At 41.2% G+C, this 18,979-nt stretch carries 14 protein-coding genes and 1 tRNA gene; 5 read left to right on the plus strand and 10 right to left on the minus strand.

Annotated features, from left to right (window positions below; genetic code table 11):
- Window positions 1-2: 2 nt before the first annotated feature.
- A complete protein-coding gene (locus ATK78_RS13185) occupies window positions 3-1,334 on the minus strand; it encodes a sigma-54-dependent transcriptional regulator (protein WP_133576595.1) in 1,332 nt (443 codons plus the stop codon).
- Between the two features lie 386 nt (window positions 1,335-1,720).
- Here ATK78_RS13185 and ATK78_RS13190 point away from each other — a divergent pair.
- Window positions 1,721-1,791 (plus strand) — tRNA-Cys (locus ATK78_RS13190).
- A gap of 100 nt (window positions 1,792-1,891) precedes the next feature.
- On the opposite strand, the gene gloA2 is transcribed toward ATK78_RS13190, so the two are convergent.
- The 8 genes from gloA2 to ATK78_RS13230 all read right to left on the minus strand — a co-directional run bounded on the left by gloA2 (window position 1,892) and on the right by ATK78_RS13230 (window position 12,528).
- Window positions 1,892-2,278, minus strand: a complete 387-nt coding sequence (gene gloA2, locus ATK78_RS13195; RefSeq protein ID WP_133576596.1) for an SMU1112c/YaeR family gloxylase I-like metalloprotein — start codon at window positions 2,276-2,278, stop codon at window positions 1,892-1,894.
- Between the two features lie 3 nt (window positions 2,279-2,281).
- Entirely contained in the window at window positions 2,282-3,307 is a 1,026-nt protein-coding gene (locus tag ATK78_RS13200) for a WD40/YVTN/BNR-like repeat-containing protein (RefSeq protein ID WP_133576597.1), read from the minus strand.
- The gene (locus ATK78_RS13205; RefSeq protein WP_133576598.1) at window positions 3,307-3,735 is read right to left on the minus strand and encodes a DUF2147 domain-containing protein; all 429 of its coding nucleotides are present in this window, start codon (window positions 3,733-3,735) and stop codon (window positions 3,307-3,309) included. Before ATK78_RS13205 ends, ATK78_RS13200 begins: the two co-directional genes overlap by 1 nt.
- Before the next feature lie 98 nt (window positions 3,736-3,833).
- Window positions 3,834-6,188: an ATP-binding protein gene (locus ATK78_RS13210; protein ID WP_133576599.1), complete on the minus strand. Its 2,355-nt coding sequence runs from the start codon at window positions 6,186-6,188 to the stop codon at window positions 3,834-3,836.
- Between the two features lie 252 nt (window positions 6,189-6,440).
- Window positions 6,441-7,712 carry a purple acid phosphatase family protein gene (locus tag ATK78_RS13215; RefSeq protein WP_133576600.1) on the minus strand — a complete coding sequence of 424 codons (1,272 nt, stop codon included), beginning with the start codon at window positions 7,710-7,712 and terminating at the stop codon, window positions 6,441-6,443.
- A 10-nt stretch (window positions 7,713-7,722) separates the two neighbouring features.
- A complete protein-coding gene (locus ATK78_RS13220; protein ID WP_133576601.1) occupies window positions 7,723-10,779 on the minus strand; it encodes a TonB-dependent receptor in 3,057 nt (1,018 codons plus the stop codon).
- Window positions 10,780-10,896: 117 nt separating this feature from the next.
- Window positions 10,897-11,898, minus strand: coding sequence for a FecR family protein (locus ATK78_RS13225; protein ID WP_166664881.1), 1,002 nt, complete (start codon window positions 11,896-11,898; stop codon window positions 10,897-10,899).
- Window positions 11,899-11,961: 63 nt separating this feature from the next.
- Entirely contained in the window at window positions 11,962-12,528 is a 567-nt protein-coding gene (locus tag ATK78_RS13230; RefSeq protein WP_133576603.1) for a sigma-70 family RNA polymerase sigma factor, read from the minus strand.
- A 325-nt stretch (window positions 12,529-12,853) separates the two neighbouring features.
- On the opposite strand from ATK78_RS13230, the gene ATK78_RS13235 reads away from it, so the two are divergent.
- The 4 genes from ATK78_RS13235 (at window position 12,854) to ATK78_RS13250 (ending at window position 18,367) form a co-directional block, all read left to right on the plus strand.
- Window positions 12,854-16,099 carry a glycosyl hydrolase gene (locus tag ATK78_RS13235; protein ID WP_243732522.1) on the plus strand — a complete coding sequence of 1,082 codons (3,246 nt, stop codon included), beginning with the start codon at window positions 12,854-12,856 and terminating at the stop codon, window positions 16,097-16,099.
- A 138-nt stretch (window positions 16,100-16,237) separates the two neighbouring features.
- A complete protein-coding gene (locus ATK78_RS13240) occupies window positions 16,238-16,819 on the plus strand; it encodes a PhnA domain-containing protein (RefSeq protein WP_133576604.1) in 582 nt (193 codons plus the stop codon).
- Window positions 16,820-16,945: 126 nt separating this feature from the next.
- Complete coding sequence (locus ATK78_RS13245; protein WP_133576605.1) at window positions 16,946-17,689, plus strand: porin family protein; 744 nt, start codon at window positions 16,946-16,948, stop codon at window positions 17,687-17,689.
- Between the two features lie 171 nt (window positions 17,690-17,860).
- Window positions 17,861-18,367, plus strand: a complete 507-nt coding sequence (locus tag ATK78_RS13250) for a DUF892 family protein (RefSeq protein ID WP_133576606.1) — start codon at window positions 17,861-17,863, stop codon at window positions 18,365-18,367.
- Window positions 18,368-18,549: 182 nt separating this feature from the next.
- Here ATK78_RS13250 and ATK78_RS13255 read toward each other — a convergent pair whose 3' ends face one another.
- Complete coding sequence (locus ATK78_RS13255; RefSeq protein ID WP_133576607.1) at window positions 18,550-18,948, minus strand: DoxX family protein; 399 nt, start codon at window positions 18,946-18,948, stop codon at window positions 18,550-18,552.
- Window positions 18,949-18,979 lie beyond the last annotated feature (31 nt).

The raw sequence follows: 18,979 nt of genomic DNA on the forward strand, positions 1-18,979 counted from the left end.
ACCTAGCTGATCTTATATTCTTCCATTTTCCGGTATAAGGTAGTCAGACCAATTTCAAGCAGCCTAGCCGTTTCCGTTTTATTGCCGCGGGTATGTTTAAGTACCTTGTTGATGTGCTGCCGCTCCATGGCTTCCATACTTAAAGAATCAGATTCCTGGGTATCCGTATGAAATTCATAAGGAAGCAGGTTTGCAGTAACCAGGTTACCATCAGCCAGGATCACCACCCGTTCCATTACATTTTTAAGCTCACGAATATTACCTTTCCAGCTGTGTTTAAGCAGCAATTCAGAAAAGCCATCATCCATAACAAATTCAGGCTTGTTTACTTTAGCCGCAAACTCCTTTAAATAATACTTAGCGATCGTTAGAATATCAGTCTTTCGCTGCGATAAGGGAGGAAGTTCTATAGAAAATACGGAGAGCCTGTAGTACAGGTCCAGCCTGAACTTACCGGTTTCAGCTTCTTTTTTGAGATCCCTGTTTGTGGCCGCAATGATCCGCACATTCACCTTACTGGTCTGCGTATCCCCCACCTTTATAAAAGTTTGATTTTCCAAAACCCTTAACAATTTAGATTGAAGATCAAGGTCCATCTCGCCAATTTCATCCAGAAATATCGTTCCATCGTTCGCTTCTTCCAGTAAGCCTTTTTTATCTTTCACAGCACCGGTAAAGGCACCTTCTTTATGGCCAAATAACTCACTCTCTAAAAGTTCATGATTAAACCCACTGCAATTAACAGCAACAAAGGGTTTTAATTTACGCGGACTTTCATAATGAATAGACTGCGCAAAAACTTCTTTACCTGTACCAGTCTCGCCCAGCAGCAGCACAGTAGTATCTGTAACCGAAACCTTTTGGGCCAGGTCCACCGCATCCCTTAATGCCTTCGATTGTCCAAGTATGGCACTGAAGCTGTATTTCTTAACCACCTTATTTTCGAGTTCATTTACACGGAACTGTAATTTAGCCTTATCCATGGCCTTGTAAACCAATGGAATGATCTTATCGTTGTCATCCCCCTTGGTAATGTAATCAAAAGCACCATTCCGCATGGCCATCACGCCGTCCTGGATGGTACCAAAAGCCGTTAAATTAATAACTTCAGCATAAGGCTTTATTTTCTTGATTTCCTTAACGAGCTCAACGCCATTGATATCCGGAAGCTTTACATCGCTGATCACTACGTAAATATCCTGTGCAGCAAGCAGTTTTAAACCTTCTTTTCCGGTATGGGCCTGAAAAACTTTAAAACCTTCTAATTCAATGATCCGGGCCAGCAGGCTGCAGATTTTCTTCTCATCGTCAATAATTAGAACGGTGTATTGCATGGTCTTATAATTTTAACAATATTAATCATTATTCAAGACAAGTAAAGCCCTTAGTTAGATCTGGGCTGATCTGATCTTTAATCATCTCATTGATGGCATACCAGTCAATTAAAATATCAGTCCAGGCAAACATTCAACTTTTTAATTTTTACACAACAACACTTACAAATAAAATGCCCTTTATGGAACAGCTTATAAAAACCATCCTCAATCCTCAAAAAACACGCTTTAAAGCCATTATGGAAATATTTACCCATAAGTAAACCCTTTCATAATGGCAGGATTTTTTTCATTCTGACCACATTCAAGCCATAAAAAAACACCAATTAAAAATATTTTAAAATAAAGTATACTAATTTACTAGACTTTATTTATATTTGTCGTATGGTCATGTGGCCGAGTGGTTAGGTAAGGGTCTGCAAAACCTTTGACGGCGGTTCGAATCCGCCCTTGACGTCTCAGTACAATTTCTATATGGACTGAATTTTTTAGATGTTTGGTTAGATCTAAGTTTTGTTTGAAAAGCCAGGTTGGATGACCTGGCTTTAATTTTACAGCTACTTTTCGTAAAATTCTATAGGCAGCAGATCAGGATCTGCAATAAAAGTAAAACGCTTACCCGTAAACTCATCCACACGGATCGGTTCAGAGGCTACTTCCTTAGCAGTTAACATCTCCACTACGGCATCAAGATCGTTTACTTCAAACGCAAGGTGTCTTAAACCCGCAGCCTCCGGTCTTGAAGGGCGCTTACCAGGAGCTGGAAACGAAAAAAGTTCAATTATATATTCCCTATTTAATGCCAGGTCCAGTTTATAAGAGTACCTTTCTTCACGGTATACTTCTCTGATGATGGTCAGACCCAGTACATCGGTATAAAACAGTTTCGACACTTCGTAGTCGGTACAGATGATCGCAATGTGATGGACTTTATTGAATAGCATGTGTTATTTTTTTGGAACTGAAGTCGCCTTATAGATCTGCCCCTTATTACCGGCAATGAGAATCAGGTTTCCGGACCTGGATTTTTGAATGACATTGAAATTCAATTTAGAAATATTATACCAGCTGATGCCGCCATCTGCAGACAGGTCTGTACCGGATGATCCTGTTGCCAGCAGAACCTGCGGACTAACATAGATAATTCCTGAACGGTATCCATCCACGGGTTTTAACGGCTTCTGCCAGGTCTTCCCGCCATTATTGGTCAGCAGTATATTATTCGGGTTGTCATTATCCTTTAAGTAATTACCCCCGGTTACCACCCCTTTTTTCTTGTCTAAAAACTCCATTGAAAAGGGCCCGGTACTGCTTTCACCCTGTAAAATGGGACATTTATAGACTTCCCAGGTATTTCCATAATTGGATGAAGTGTAAATGTTAGAAACAGAGCCGCCGGTAGCAATCCATACCTTGCCCTTACCCAATGTTTTAATGGTCGTTCCGCTTGCAGCAAAACCAGCTTCACCGGGAGCCATATTTGATTTTAGGTTCCTGGAAATGTTCTGCCAGCTTAACCCGCCATCAGTGGTTTTTAACAGCTGCATTTTATTTTGGATCGGGTCTCCAAAGATCATCCCGTTCTGAGCATCCCAAAAGCCCATACCATCAAGGAAAATTGCAGAATCTGTATTCTTATACGTTTGCTTCCACGTTTTACCCCCATCGGTGGTCAGTAAAATGTAGGCCGGCGAACCTGCATTAACAATGACCGCTTTATTCATATCAAAGGCTTCAATATCCCTAAAGTCCAGCTTTTCATAACCGGCAGGCTTAATCCATTGCCAGGTAATGCCCCCATCCAGTGTTTTACCAACATGTCCGTTACTTCCGCTCACCCAGGCAACCTGGTCAGAAACAACAGACATCCCGCGGATACTTGTACCCGTACCGCTGGTTAACTGCGTTAAGTTATAAGTTTGACCAGTACACAAAAAAGGGAGCAGGAAGAAAAAGCAGATCAGTGACTTCATTATTTAACCCTCGTCCAGGTTTCAGATCTGCCAATTAACGAAATTCCAACATAACCTCTCATATTTAGCTGTCCGTTAGATTTTATGGTCATGTTACAGCTATAGGTCTTGCCAGACTTTGGATCGTAGATGTTTCCATCCGTCCATTTTCCATCCTCATATACAAAATCCTTAAGCATCTCCAATCCAATGATGGGTTTCGATCTTAAACCCGCATCCGGGTTCTTAACATCTGTTTTAACTACACCTTTTTCTTTAGGCTCCTTTAACCAAACGATCTTACCAAAATATTTATCAGACCTTTTGGTGATGTCAATATGTGCCTCACCCGTAGAGTTCATCCATTTACCAAGTATGGCATCTTTGTTCTGTGAAAAACCAGAAAAGGACAATGCAAGGAGTAACAGTAATACACTGATGTGTTTCATAGTATGAATTTTAAGTAGTTAACGCTACAAATTGCAGATTATTCAACAAAAAAGCAATTTATTTATGCATTCTTTTTAATCATTACAATGAACTGTTTCTACTGCTTTGTAAAAACATAATGAATCACTTTCCGGTATAACTCATCCGGAAGAAAGGGTTTTAAAATAAAGTCGTCCATACCTACTTCCTTTACACGCGCAGCGATCTCTTCTGGCAGGTTTGCGGTTAATGCAACAATCGGGATGGTAAAGCCTTTTTCCCTCATCTTTTGGGTAGCCTCATAACCATCCATAACAGGCATGTGTAAATCAATCAGTACCAGCTTATGTTTATGAATATCTAATTTGTTTAACGCCTCCAAACCATTAAAAGCCACATCAATCGTCGCCCCCCATTTCTCCAGGTATTTCTGGGCAACAATTACATTCATCAGGTTATCTTCAACCAATAAGATATGGATTCCTGTAAGTGGTTTGTCTTCTTCCGGCGACTGGTTAATATTTAAATGTTCATGGAGGTTCAGCGTTTTCTCAAAGGTTTGTGTAAAATAGAAAACAGAGCCCTTATGTTCTTCACTTTCCAGGCACAAGTCAGAGTCCTGCAATTCGAGGATTCGTTTGGAAATGGCCAAACCAAGACCAGTTCCGCCAAAACCTCTGGACGTAGAGGAATCTGCCTGGGTAAAGCGTTCAAAGATCACTTTCTGCTTTTCTTCCGAAATACCAATTCCTGTATCTTTAACCAGGATCGTCAATATAACTTCAGTATCGGTTTGACTGCGTACTTCAATACCCACTTCCACGTATCCATCCTGTGTAAATTTAATCGCATTGTGTACCAGGTTACTGATTACCTGGGTTAACCGGGTAGGATCACCCAGCAATTTACTGGTTAAAGCATCATCAACCTTTATATACAGATCAATTCCTTTATCCTGGGCAGAGGTTTGTAAGCCAGATACGATATTCCTTGCAATAGCAGCCACATCCATTGCAATGCGCTCAAATGTAATCTTCCCTGCTTCAATTTTATTGTAATCCAGAATATCGTTTACAATAGACAGCAGGTTATTGGCAGAGAACAGCATCACATCGAGCTGCTCTACCTGGTCTTTCCTCGGATTATTCTTCAGCAGCAAATGGCTCATCCCAATCACCGCATTAAGCGGAGTGCGGATCTCGTGGCTCATGGTACTCAAAAATTCACTCTTGGTAACCAATCCCTGCTCCGCTTCTATCTTTGCCTTTTTTAAGGTAAAAGAAACCCGGTTAGAAAGTATAAGGGATTGCAGAAAGAAGAAACTGACGTAACAAATAAAACTGAGCAGCTGGAATTGAGGAATGATGCCCCAATAATTAAGCAGTGTGATGGCAAAAACAGGCATCAGTGCAAATGAACTCATTAACGTATATATCGCCCCCGGCCTTTCCCTTACAAAAGCCACAGAATACACATAAGGTACATACACCAGGCAGAAAAGCATCACCACCAGGAAGGGATTTAACAACTGCGAAAAGTAAAATGGGGTTAATACAAGAACCAATAAAGAGAAAATCAGGCAGAGCAGGCATATGGTGTATACGATCTTCTTATTGATGTCTTCAGGATATAAATGCCGGGTATACCAGCCAAATAAACCGATTCCTAAAAACAGGCTGATATATTCCAGCCGTGTAGTGATCTGCCAGTTCATGCCCGGAAAGATGCTGTGCAGCACATAGCTGTCAATCCCAAAGATCCTGTAGCTGTAAACAATAGAATATAACGAAAATAATAAAATTGCTTTATCCCGGTTACCCAGCAAATAGAGGCCTAAAAAAAACATCCCGCCCATGAGCAGGCATCCGGTAAGTAAGAGATCAATGGCTTCGGTGCGCTTTCTTTCCAGGGAAATCGTTTCTTTAAGTCCCAGTATAAGCGATTTCTTGATGCCTCCTTTACTATGTGCAAAATTAGTCACCTGTAAAATGACATCCAATGAATCAATGCCGTTTTCAACATCAATTCCTTTATACTCCCAATAGGGTACAAAATTGGCTTTATCGGTACTTACCTTCCCGTTTAATGCAACCAGCTTACCATTGATGAATAGCTTATAAGCACAGTATGCTTCTTTCAGACCAATTCTTAATGGCTCAGTATGCCTGGGCAATAAGACCTTAACCCGGTAAGTGGCATAACCAAATGCAGGATACTGGTTGGAATCGGTCCATAAAAAAGGAAAATCGACAAGCTTACCGGCATGGATTGCGGAATCTCCGGGATTGATAAGCTCATTCCAATAAAAAAACCACGCTCCGTTTAGCGGGATACTATTAACGAAAGACTGCCCGCGAAGATCTATAACCCCATCAACCGCAACAGGGAAGGGAATTTTCCTGGCTGCATGAACAGATGTTAAACAGCAAAAAAAACATATAAATAAACTTAAAGAATATTTTTTAATCTTCATCTAAGCCCGAAATTATCAAAAGAAACCAAGTAATTCAACTTTAATGCATTTTAGTTTTTTATGTTGGTATATTCTATATTTTATGTGTTGGAATTAAGCAAAGCACAGCCAGTTGTACGATCAAAAAATACTTTAAGTTTATGGCATAAGCTCAATGACCGCTTTTAAATTAAATCAAAATAACTGTTTATAGCACGAAACAAAAAAGGTGGTCTTTTGTTGACCACCTTTGTAATAAATTGAGAGATTATTTTATTTCTTAACCTTTCTCAGGTCAGTAAATTCAGCGGCTTTATCCTTTGAAGTCTTCTTCAGCTTAAAAGAATCAAAGATCTCACCAGATGCCTTATAAGCGGTATAGGTCAAATGACCATGATCTACCGAAATGATCTGAAAAAGCTGGGTATCCTCAGCAAAAACATCCATCCATTTAGGGGTCACATCCACTTTGTACATTTTCGGACCAGCAACAGAAACCACATACATGGGCCCGCCTACTTTTCCGGATACGCCTGTCGGAAGATTTTGTCCGCGGCTATACGTATGATCATGGCCCTGCATCAAAATATCTACATGGTACTTATCAAACAGCGGCTTAAACAACTCACGGAATTCTTTATTGTCGCGTCCTTTGGCGGTAGAATAAATCGGATGGTGATACGTGATCATCGTCCACTGCTTCGGGTTATTCTTCAAAACATCTTCCAGCCATACCGCCTGTGCTTTCAATGAAATAGAATCCAGAACGATCATCTGCGAGTTTAGTGAAATGATGCGCACATTTGCATAATCCACAAAATAGGTGGATTCTTCCAAACCTGCCGGACCATTTTCAGGAAGCGTATATTGGGCACGCCAGTGCGGATCCAGGGTTAAGACCTTGTTCTCATCCCTAAAATATTCATGATTTCCAGAGGAAGGGATACTGGGGATCATTCCATTAATAAAACCACCGCCAAAGTGCCATTCTCCCCATTCATTATCGTTATTTGACCTGTTGATCAAATCACCGGCATGAACAATAAAACGGGCATCGCCATGCGTTGCAAAAGCACGCCTGATCACCCTGGACCATTTGGACTTAATGTCATTCTGGGCATCACCAAGGTAAATAAACGAGAAAGGCTTTGTAACCGCAGGAGCAGTTTTAAACTGGAACCATTCGCTCCAGTTGGTGCCATCACCTACCCGGTACGTATAGATCTGATCGGGTTGTAAACCAGTAAAGGTTACGCTATGGTAATTCGCCAGCTCATATTCCTTGCCCTTTAATGAAGTCGTAGCTGCATTGTATTCTTTAGATTCGGGTTTTTCCAGTTTTGGTGAGCTGCCTTCAACAATGATCTGGGCAAAGCTTTTCAGCACGGTACTATCTGTTCTCCAGGTTACGGATTGCGTAGTGGCAGGATCGGCAGACCAGGTAAGGATAATCCGGTCAGGAAATGCAGTAGCTTTGAAATTTTGTGCTTTACCGATCTGAACGATCAGTAAAGCAAGCATACTAAAGATAATTTTCTTAAACATATGTTATAGATTAAAATGGAGTGTATTTGAAGCCAACATTAGCCCATGCAGAGAAGTATTTATGATCATTCGGGCGTCCGTCGCCATAATCAAGAATGGTCTGTGCATTGTTAATATTGCTGATCCCCATAAACAGGGTCACCTTTTTATTGATTTTTTGCGAAGCAGAAAAATCCAGCTGGATCCTTCCTTTTTCCATCAGGTCATTCGCCTGCTCTTCTGCAAGTTCACTGATAAAGGTTTCGTAGAAATTGACAGAGAAACGGCCGGAGAAACCATATTTCTCATAAGACAAAGATGCATTACCCACCTTAGGGCGCATAGAAGGCAAGCGTACCGTACGCTCGCTCACAATACCCGGAACTTTAAATTTCGACTGTATCTGGGTAAAGTTTCCATAGATCCCCAGTCCGTTTAAAAATCCCGGAAGGAAGGTCAGCTGCTGCTGCCATGCAATTTCATAACCATATACATGGGCATTGGCACCGTTTACAGTTTGAGTAACCTGGTACTGGTCAAATTCGCCGCCTTGCTGGGTATAAATGCTTTCATAGATGTAATCGTCAATGTTTTTATAGAATACACCACCAGAAATCAACCCTAAGGATTTCAGATAATGTTCAAAGAGAAAATCAAAATTGGTAGAAGTAGCCTGGTTCAGGTCTGGATTACCCTTTTTCATGCGCTTTCTCCTGGGCTCCACTTCCTGCCATGGCACCAGGTCATAATAACCCGGACGGGATAACGACCGCGTAACGGCTGCCCTCAGGTTTGTCTTTGAATCCAGCGCATACTTTAAGTTCAAACTCGGAAAGAATCCATCAAAAGTTGATTTCGTATCCACCTTATTGGTGCTTAAATATTTACCCTGGTTATCGAAATTAACAATATTTCCATTGTAATTAAAACCAGTTCTTTCATACCTTAAACCGGTAATGATATCCAATTTATCCAGGGTAAGCTTACCCATAACGTATCCTGCACCCATGGTTTCCGTTCCATTATAAGAATCAGGATCCGTATTCTGACGAATATAGGTTTCATCACTCTGGAACAGGCCAAGGTTCTGCTGATAGTATTCTTCCATCAGGTAACCATTAGCAATGGCACCGGAAAGATCGTATTTACCGTTAAAGTATTTCTTTCTGGAATAATCGGACAAGAAATTAGCCATAGATACGTTCCCCGTCTTAAGGGTATACTGGAAGTAATCACGGGTGTGGTCGTCTTCTTTATACTTATAGCGCCCGCCAAATTTGAACATAAATTTATTCTTCTGGCTCAGGTTAAAAACACGCTGTACATTGAATGATCCCTGAAGGTCTTTATCATGCGCAATCTGGTGCCTGTTTACATAGCTTGAGGTCCTGAAATTATCCGGATTGTTCACATCACCACTTGTAAAATTAAACTGCGGGGCACGCGGATCAGAAATATCCAGTCCGGCAGTTAAACCAGAATAGGTAAAATAACCATCGTAATAGATTGGCTGATCGTAAAGGCCGCTAGCAAACGTAACATCCACATCCGCTTTCCAGTTATTCACATTTGTTTTTGCACCCAGTGAGAAACTGATCAGATCACGGTGATAATCCCTCGGAGATCCGGCAGAACCGATGTTAACGCCGGTAACCTGGCTGGCATTTGTATAATCACCAATGCTGTAGCTTTTTGTTCCGCGGGTTTGAAGCTCGTAAAATTTATTGTAAGCACTTCTAAAATAAAGCTGGCTCTTTTCAGTAGGGAAAAAGCTCAGTTCAGCCTGTAAGCCTAAATTTTCCCGATGCAGGTCTGTACCTTCCAGTTCCAGGTTAGAAAGCATCACTTTGTCCGCACCATCAATCTCATAGGTATCATAATCCTTTTGAACACGGTCTTCACCTCTAAAGGTATTGCTGTAATTTGCACCAATCAGGTAAGCCCATTTATTATCACGCTTACCGTAATTAAATGATCCGTCAAAATTCTGCTTACCCAATAAGAAATTATTACCAAATGAACCCTTAACCTGGAATTGCTGATATCCGGCCTTAGGCGTTTTAGAAATGATGTTTACCGAACCTGAAGTACCATCAGCCTCCATGTCGGGTGTTAATGTTTTATTTACCTCAATCGCTTCAACAGTAGACGATAAGATTCCATTTAGATCAATATCACGGGAGTTGGTCTGTGTGGAAGGCAATCTGTTTCCATTCAGCGTAACAGAACCCATACTCTGGTCTAAACCCCTGATGATGATATTTCTTGGCAGTCCATAACTATAATCCATTGCAATACCAGGAACACGCTGCATGGCTTCACCAACGGTAGCATCCGGAAAACGCTCAATCTGCTCTTCAGACAATACATATTTAATGTTGTCCGCATTACGCATATTGCTCAGTGCGATGGCTTCACCCCTTCTAATCCCGGTAATGCTGATGCCCTTCATGTCGTTACTTTGACTTTTAAGCTTCAGTTCAGTTCTCGCAGTTTCCCCATCTTCAACCTTCACTGTAAATTCAGAAGCGGTATAACCGATGTAACTTACCTGAAGTACCACATTACCCGCAGGAAGGTTATTGATCACAAAATAACCGTTCACATCAGTAAGGATCTTCTGATTGGTGCTTTTGATGATGATTGTTGCATAAGGGAGCGTTTGGTTACTTTCGTTGTCTTTAATATACCCAACAACAGAACCGGGTTTAGCCTTAACCTGTACGTTTAGATTTTTTTTAAGCACAACCACCATTCCATTTTCTATAAGGCTCAGGTTATTTTTTAATAAAAATGGGTTCAATACCATCCTTGCCGTTTTAGACTTATCGTCCACTGAAATTAAAGAACCGATAGCCTCTTTATTGGTGTAAACGAAGTTAACCCCGGTTTTCTTCTCAATTTCTTTAAGGAAAGTAGTAAAGGGAACATGCTGTAAGCGGATGTCTATTTTCTGATCCAGACCGCTTTGCCCCTTAACCGAAGATGCATGCACCAGGTTTAAGAAAAGAAGACTGGCTATACTGACTATTAGGCTTGTACGCATAATTATTTTCATAAGGCTGCCTGCCTCATTAATTTTTTTCATAAATTTGAGTTGTTTGAATTCCGTTTAAATAATTTGAACATATAACCGCAGGTTCGTACCCTGCAGGTTAAGATTTAGAGCCGTTCCCCTTACCCGGGAACGGTTTTTTTAGTAGTATTAGTTACATGCAGTTCCTCCTTTTAAAATAATAGTGTGATCAATTTGTTCTGACTGTATGTTCATAACTAACTGTAGGGTCTTTAATACTTCCTGAATGGGTTTATTTTGAAATCTGGCAGTCAGCATACAACCTTTGTAATTGGCTGAGCCCGTTTCAAACCGCACATCATATTTTCTGGACAACGTTTTAAGCACTTCCTCCAAAGGCGTTTGGTCAAAGATCAGATCGCCGTTTATCCACGAATCCACATCCGGATCCGTAATGGTCGTTTTAAGAAAGCTTTTCTGATTGAGATCGTATCGCAGCTTATCCTCCGGCAAAAGAAATACAGCGGACTCATTTCCAGGAGCCGTTACCCCGACTTTACCAGAATTAACAGATACGGTAGCTGAGCTTTCATTTCTATAGGCCCTAACGCTAAAGCTTGTACCATAAACGGTAGTCACCAGGTCGCCGCTCTTCACCACAAAAGGGTGTGAAGGATCATGCTTTACCTCAAAATAAGCTTCACCGGTTAATTTAACAGATCTTGTTTTTTTACTGTTAAAATTCGTGGTAAAGGCCAGTTCAGTACCAGAGTTTAGCCATACTTTAGAGCTATCCGGCAAAACAATTTGAATCACCTTACCCACACCGGCCTTCTTAATTACCCATTCTTCCTTTTGATTGGCAGGTTTATTTGTATTCAGGAAATAGAACAGGCTAAACAGAAAAGCGCCAATCAGGCTGGCCGCAATCCCATACTTCCAAAAACTTAATTTTACGGGTTTAACTTCAACTGAGGATGCAACAAGGATATTTGCCTTAATCGCTTCAAATGAACCTTCATGCTGTTCAGGTTTAATCTTCGCACTAAGCTGCCATAAGAATTTTGCTTCTTTATATTTTTGAACATGGTCCGGACTTTCTTTAAGCCATTCATCCAGGCATGCTTTTGTTAGTTCTGTTTCCGTTTCACTTAATCTTTTGAGAATACAGTTCCATATTTTATCTTCCATTTGCTTCATCTGCTTTCACTATCAAAGACAGAAATAGCCGCATAAAATACGGGTTGGCACGAGTTAAACTTCTGTTAACTTTTCGTAAACTAATTGTCTGGCGTGTTCATGTATGAATTGCATACTTTTAGATAGATGATCTTCAACAGTTCTTACAGAGATTTGCAGGAGATCTGCAATTTCCGCATAACTAAAGCCCTCAAACCGGTACATTTTAAAAACAAGCTTTCTTTTGATGGGCAGCTTTTCGATTACTTTCTGTAAAAACAAAAGCCGTTCAGATTCTTCATTCGTCATTTCAGCATCCAAAGAAAGATCGGAGATGACCACAAGTTCATCCTGATCAGCATAAGATATGGGGCTGTTTCGCTGCTGAACAAGGTAATTTATGGAAGCATTCTTAACAGAACGGAATAAATAGCCTTTCAGGTTATCCGGGTTCTTTTTATTAAACCAAAGGTGAACAAACAGATCATTCACAATACTATTGGCAGCCTCAGGATCCTTCACATAATAAACTGCATAATTCTGAAGTATGCTTCCCCATCGTTGGTAGAGAATTTCAAATTGGGACAAATCAGAATGATTTGCTTCAATTTCGGTGAAACCAGGATCTGCGTTCAAGTACATGATATTGACAACAAAGATTGCTAAAGCATATAAATATTATATTAATTCATCATTATCTTTGGCTTAGGCGACCATAATCAACGCCATTAAGCATTAATAAAACAAACCTTAAACAGGCTGAAAGCTGCACCTTGTACAACTTAAAAGGATCAGGATGGTCATTAAGGATTTCAAAGTTGTTCGTATCAGATAAAATCATCTGTAACATTTTAACCATTTCAACTTAAGTCAGGACACTACAGGTTGCGTTTCCTCTTTATCTTAAGTATTATTGTTGGGTCTGATTGTGCCAAACGGCACATCCATCAAGATTATTCAACCACAAATGTTAAAAAGAACCTATACCTTATTCATTGCCATCAGTTTACTTACCGCTTGCATGAGTAAACAAAAAACAGTCAAAGATCAACCAAATGCTGCGGGTTCAGACCTTGAAAAAGGTTTTATAAATCCTGCACAAACACAAACCAGCATTTATTGGTACTGGATGTCTGATAACATCTCCAGGTCAGGAGTAGTAAAAGACCTTCATGCGATGAAAGAGGCAGGAATAAACCGGGCCTTTATTGGTAATATAGGTTATGATTCTACACCCTATGGAAAAGTAAAACTATTTTCTGATGAATGGTGGGACATTATGCATACGGCATTAAAGACTGCTACAGAACTAAATATAGAAATTGGGATCTTTAACGGCCCGGGATGGAGCCAGTCTGGCGGTCCATGGATCAAGCCGGCACAGTCCATGCGCTACCTTACGGCTGCCAAAACCAATGTAACCGGACCAAAAAAGATCAGCCTGACGTTAAAAAAACCGGATGGGGATTTTCAGGACGTTAAGGTAATCGCATTCAAAACACCAAAAAATTACGGAACCACCCTGCTGGCCTCAAAACCGAAGATCAGTACTTCAATCCCGGTAAATAATATAGAGAACCTGATTGATGGAAAAATGGATACGGAAGTTGCTATGACTACCCCGGAAGCCTTATCTATAGACTTTGAAACTGCCGAAGTATTTACAGCCAGAAGTGTAGTTGTTTATCCGGCACACCGTCCAATACGCGGTCAGGTAGACATCCAGGTTAAAGAAAACGGAACCTATAAGACCATCAGGAGTTTTGAGATCAACCGGACCAATGCCGAACTTAATGTCGGCTTTACACCCTATGGACCAATTGCCATTTCTATTCCTGCAACATCAGCTAAAACATTCCGCCTGGTATTCAATAAATCATTTAACCGCTTTAGTCTAAAGGAAATACAAATATCTGCTGCACCGGTAGTAGGAAATTATATAGAAAAAACACTGGCAAAGATGTTTCAAACCCCATTGCCTTACTGGAACGAATACCAATGGCCGGACCAGCCGGTTGTTGATGATCAGAAACTGGTGATAGATCCGCAACAGGTAATGGACATATCGGCGTACATGGATGCATCCGGAACCTTAAACTGGACCATTCCTGCCGGCGACTGGACCATTATGCGTACCGGAATGCTGCCAACAGGGGTAAAGAACGGACCGGCATCACCTGAAGGAACAGGCTATGAGGTAGATAAAATGAGCAAGGAGCACATAGAAAGTCATTTCAATGCTTTTATGGGTGATTTGATTAAACGAATCCCTGCAGAAGACCGTAAAACCTGGAAAGTAGTGGTGCAGGACAGCTATGAAACCGGCGGTCAAAACTGGACAGACGGCATGGTCAGCAAGTTTAAAACCAATTATGGCTACGATCCCCTCCCGTTCCTGCCCGCAATTATGGGTGAGGTAGTAGGCAGTCAGGAGCAGTCAGACCGGTTCTTGTGGGACTTAAGACGCTTCGTTGCAGACCGCGTGGCCTATGACTATGTAGGCGGATTAAGGGATGTAAGTCATAAACATGGCTTAACCACCTGGCTTGAAAATTACGGACACTGGGGCTTTCCCGGAGAATTTTTACAATATGGCGGACAATCCGACGAAATAGGTGGTGAATTTTGGAGCGAAGGTGAGCTTGGAAACATTGAAAACCGCGCAGCATCATCTGCAGCGCACATTTACGGCAAGACAAAGGTGTCTGCAGAGTCATTTACGGCTGGCGACAGGCCTTACGTTCGCTATCCATACATGATGAAACAAAGGGGCGACCGCTTCTTTACAGAAGGTATAAACAGCACCCTGCTCCACGTCATGATCCAGCAGCCTACAGATGATAAGGTTCCAGGTATTAATGCCAATTTCGGCAACGAGTTTAACCGCCACAATACCTGGTACAGTTACCTCGGTCTTTTTACAGATTACCTTAAGCGCTGTAACTTCATGCTTCAGCAGGGCAAATACGTGGCGGATGTGGCTTATTTTATTGGAGAAGATGCACCAAAAATGACCGGTGTAACCGACCCGGCCCTTCCGGCAGGATATTCTTTTGATTACATCAATGCCGAAGTCATCCATAACCGTGTTAAAGTACAGGATGGCAAGCTCGTATTGCCTGATGGCATGTCTTACCGTTTGCTGGTACTGCCAAAATTAAAAACCATACGGCCAGAGCTGTTAGAAAAAATAAAGGACCTGGTAAAACAAGGTGCAAATATCCTGGGTCCTGCTCCGGAGCGTTCTCCAAGCCTGGAGAACTTTCCAGCAGCAGATGTTAAAGTGAAAAACCTGGCTTCAGAACTTTGGGCCGGTGTGAATGGTACAACCGTAAAATCTGCAAGGTTCGGTAAAGGCCTCGTCATGTCTGGTATGGATATGCAAACCGCATTGAATGAATTGTCAGTTGTACCAGATTTCAGCTTAAAAACGAAAGAACCTGTACTTTACATTCACCGTACTGCTCCGGGGGCTGAGATCTATTTCATCAGCAACCAAAGCGACAAGCAAATCAACATTAATCCGGAATTCAGATTAGCAGAAAAACAGCCTGAACTATGGGATCCGGTAACCGGCAGATTCAGAACGCTGCCCCAGTTTACAGCAACAGGCAAGGCGACCGCCGTTCCGCTAAAGCTGGAACCTCTGCAAAGTGTATTCGTTGTATTCAGAAAAGACGCAGCAAGCGTAGCTCCCGCTGCAGTCAACTTCCCGGAAGATAAATTGCTGAATGAGATTAAAAGCCCATGGCTCGTTACATTCGATCCAAAAATGAGAGGCCCGGAACAACCGGTAACTTTTGATAAACTGGTAGACTGGAGCCAGCGTCCGGAAGAATCCATTAAATACTATTCCGGAACTGCAGTCTATAAGAATACCTTTAAAGGCATACTTCCGAAGGCCAATGAAAGAATCTATTTAAACCTTACCGATGTAAAGGTAATGGCCAAAATAAAGATCAATGGTAAAGATGTGGGCGGTGTGTGGACTGCTCCCTGGAATGCAGACATAACAGATGCGATTAAAAACGGAGAGAATACAATAGAGATCTCTGTGGTCAACACTTGGGTTAACCGGTTAATCGGAGACAGCAAACTCCCGGAAGCAGAACGAAGGACCTGGTCAAATAACAATCCATACCGGCCAGACAGCAGGCTTGCCCCCTCTGGTTTAACAGGTCCGGTTACGATCACCACTAAAACATATAACTAATCCTTACTTAATTAAATGCAGATCTGATTTCTGTTTCAATAAGTATTGATCTTTAGCTTTTATTAACTTTCTATTAACTAAAAGGCTGTACTAAGAATCAATTAATTATCTTCGCGCTCTTTATTTTAACAAAAAGATATGAAACTCGAAGAACAACTGATTCAGAGAAGCGGGAATAAGTGTGAATTGTGCCAGTCTGAAGAAGCGCTAACTGTATATGAAGTACCGCCTCAATCTGTCAGTACGGACGAAAACACCATTTTAATTTGTGAAACCTGTTTATCACAAATTGAAAAAAGGACAGAAATGAACAGCAACCACTGGCGCTGCCTATCATCCTGCATGTGGAGCGAAATACCTGGCGTACAAGTTATTTCCTGGAGAATGTTAAACCGTTTGAATAATGAAAACTGGGCATCTGACAATCTCGACATGATGTACATAGACGATGAGCGTTTGGCCTGGGCAAAAGCAGGCGCAGACGACGAAAGTGATGCCGCAGCTGAATTCCATAAAGATGCCAATGGCAACCTGCTTCAAACCGGTGATTCTGTGGTGCTGACAAAAACATTAGACGTCAAAGGATCTTCATTAAGTGCTAAATTAGGAACGGTGGTAAAGAACATCCGACTGGTAGAAGACAATACCGATCAGATTGAAGGCAGAATTGAAGGCCAGGTCATTGTAATCCTCACAAAATACGTAAGAAGACAAGGTTAATACCAAAAAAATAAGATTAATATCCAAACCGGGATCAATAAATAACTGATACATTATATTGATAATGTTACGATTAAGTAATGTGTTTTATTTCATAAATTGGGCTACACACAAATAAAACCAGTTATGAAAACAAAAACACTTTTAGTCGTACTCGTCATGTACGGACTGTGCGCCAGTGCACAGGAATCTCCAGAGAAAAGGATTCGCTTCGGACTTAAAGCCGGCGTTAACGGCTCACTGTTTACCAAAGCCGTTGATCCATTTGATGACTTTGACCGGAGAGGGCTTTCCTATTTCCGGCGATTCTTCAGGGCATCAGGGTTTGGGGGTGTTACCTTAGATGCTGAACTTTCACCACGCATCAGCATCGGTGCCGAAGGACTCTTTACTTCCAAAGGTATGGCCTACCGGGAGCAAAATGATGCCGTGATCATTATTGATTCAGATGGACAGGAACAACAGGCCTATAACTATTACAATTTCAATGTCGATTATCTTGAATTACCATTAACGATAAACTATAATTTCAGCCAAACTTCCAACTTGTTTTTAACCACCTATGCCGGTTTCGCACCCGCTATTAATATAGCCGCTAAAACAAAGTTAAGATATGAGGGTGATGTGAATGGCGATGGCAGAAAAACAAGAAGTGTAAAGGACAAATTAGACCATGTAAACCACTTTAACAACAGCCTGATTGCGGGATTAAAAGTGGGCGACAGTGTTGCGGATAAGCCCGCCATCTTTTTAGACTTTAGGACAAGCTATCTGCTAAATCCTGTTTTTAACCGCTCCAGATCTGATAATGGAAATAATCTGGATACACATATGCTCAGCTTTTCATTGGGCTTTGGCGTTAAGTTTTAAAATATAAAAACCCAGCCGGTTTAACAGGTAAACCTTAAGCCGGCTGGGTTTATTTGTTACTTCCGCATTCGGATCGCTGAATTTTATAAATTATAAAACGTCTTTGCCTTAACTTTGTTAAAGAATAACCATACCTGATCGATCCATTATTTTAACGCCGATTAATATCCGATGAAAACACCACCACTAAGTTTAACAGAAGTTTTTAACAAGCTGCTGGCCGAACGCTTTGCCGCTGAAAAGAAATATATAAAATCATTTACTGAAATGTCTGATGCTGTACTTACAGATGAACTTCATAAAGCATTATCACCAGAGCAAACAGACCAGGAAAACCACCTATCCAGGTTATCCCTGATCCTGGAATCCCAAAAGTTGAAAGCCGGCAGAATAACAGCTGTTATTGATGATGAACTGCTAAAAATGAGTACCGAAGTTTGCGGGTTCATGAAACAGAAGTCCATTATGAAAGATATCCAGATACTTCACTGTGTTCAGGTCATTGAGCAAATTAAAATCACCAACTATGATGCACTGTACCAAATCGCTTTAGAGCTTAAACTTGAACAGGCCGCAGAGTTACTGGAACAGACGCTTAAGGACAATAAAAACACCCAGGCCTATCTGTCACAGATTGCTCAGAACATCATTTATCCGGCAGCCAACAAATCAACATAAGCAATTGAGCTGACTTATTGTTCAGACATAGTTTATCCGGCAGCCAATAAATCAACCTAAATGGTTAAAGCCAGCCAAGACGACTTGACTAACTATGAATTAGGGCTGCCGACTGATAATTAAGATCGCCTGGCAAATAAATTAAACCAGCTACCAAATGAATGAGGCTGCCTGACAAATAATTATGCCTGACGTGGGGAAAATGATTTCGCCACAAACAATGACCTGTAATTATCCCGGTGATAATAGGCCAGAAACAGAACTCCTAAAAACAGGAATATACCCGCACCTAAACCCTCCGGAGCCATAAATCCATGGACTAACAAAATATTTATCACAATGGGAAAGATCACTACATTGGCCAGTGTAACGAACCGGCCTGTAATAAACCCAATCCCACAAATCAGTTCAGTTATTTTCACCAGGGTCATCAGATAACCTGACGCGGCCATACCTTCATTAAAAATTTTCATATTGCCGGTTAACTCTGGCTGGGGCACTAAATTTAAAAAGTAGCTTACCGAAGCGAATAAAAGAAGTAGTCCGATCAGACTTCGGACAATAATTACTGCAATTTTCATAATAATATGTGTTTGGTTGGTTGATTATTTA

Origin of the sequence: Pedobacter metabolipauper (assembly GCF_004362715.1) — a bacterium.
In the GTDB taxonomy this organism is placed as follows: Bacteria; Bacteroidota; Bacteroidia; order Sphingobacteriales; family Sphingobacteriaceae; genus Pedobacter; species Pedobacter metabolipauper.

Coding starts and splice junctions, on each gene's coding strand:
- ATK78_RS13185 (WP_133576595.1), bottom strand. CDS start 1,334: ATGCAATACACCGTTCTAATTATTGACGATGAGAAGAAAATCTGCAGC.
- gloA2 (WP_133576596.1), bottom strand. CDS start 2,278: ATGCTATTCAATAAAGTCCATCACATTGCGATCATCTGTACCGACTAC.
- ATK78_RS13200 (WP_133576597.1), bottom strand. CDS start 3,307: ATGAAGTCACTGATCTGCTTTTTCTTCCTGCTCCCTTTTTTGTGTACT.
- ATK78_RS13205 (WP_133576598.1), bottom strand. CDS start 3,735: ATGAAACACATCAGTGTATTACTGTTACTCCTTGCATTGTCCTTTTCT.
- ATK78_RS13210 (WP_133576599.1), bottom strand. CDS start 6,188: ATGAAGATTAAAAAATATTCTTTAAGTTTATTTATATGTTTTTTTTGC.
- ATK78_RS13215 (WP_133576600.1), bottom strand. CDS start 7,712: ATGTTTAAGAAAATTATCTTTAGTATGCTTGCTTTACTGATCGTTCAG.
- ATK78_RS13220 (WP_133576601.1), bottom strand. CDS start 10,779: ATGAAAAAAATTAATGAGGCAGGCAGCCTTATGAAAATAATTATGCGT.
- ATK78_RS13225 (WP_166664881.1), bottom strand. CDS start 11,898: ATGGAAGATAAAATATGGAACTGTATTCTCAAAAGATTAAGTGAAACG.
- ATK78_RS13230 (WP_133576603.1), bottom strand. CDS start 12,528: ATGTACTTGAACGCAGATCCTGGTTTCACCGAAATTGAAGCAAATCAT.
- ATK78_RS13235 (WP_243732522.1), top strand. CDS start 12,854: ATGTTAAAAAGAACCTATACCTTATTCATTGCCATCAGTTTACTTACC.
- ATK78_RS13240 (WP_133576604.1), top strand. CDS start 16,238: ATGAAACTCGAAGAACAACTGATTCAGAGAAGCGGGAATAAGTGTGAA.
- ATK78_RS13245 (WP_133576605.1), top strand. CDS start 16,946: ATGAAAACAAAAACACTTTTAGTCGTACTCGTCATGTACGGACTGTGC.
- ATK78_RS13250 (WP_133576606.1), top strand. CDS start 17,861: ATGAAAACACCACCACTAAGTTTAACAGAAGTTTTTAACAAGCTGCTG.
- ATK78_RS13255 (WP_133576607.1), bottom strand. CDS start 18,948: ATGAAAATTGCAGTAATTATTGTCCGAAGTCTGATCGGACTACTTCTT.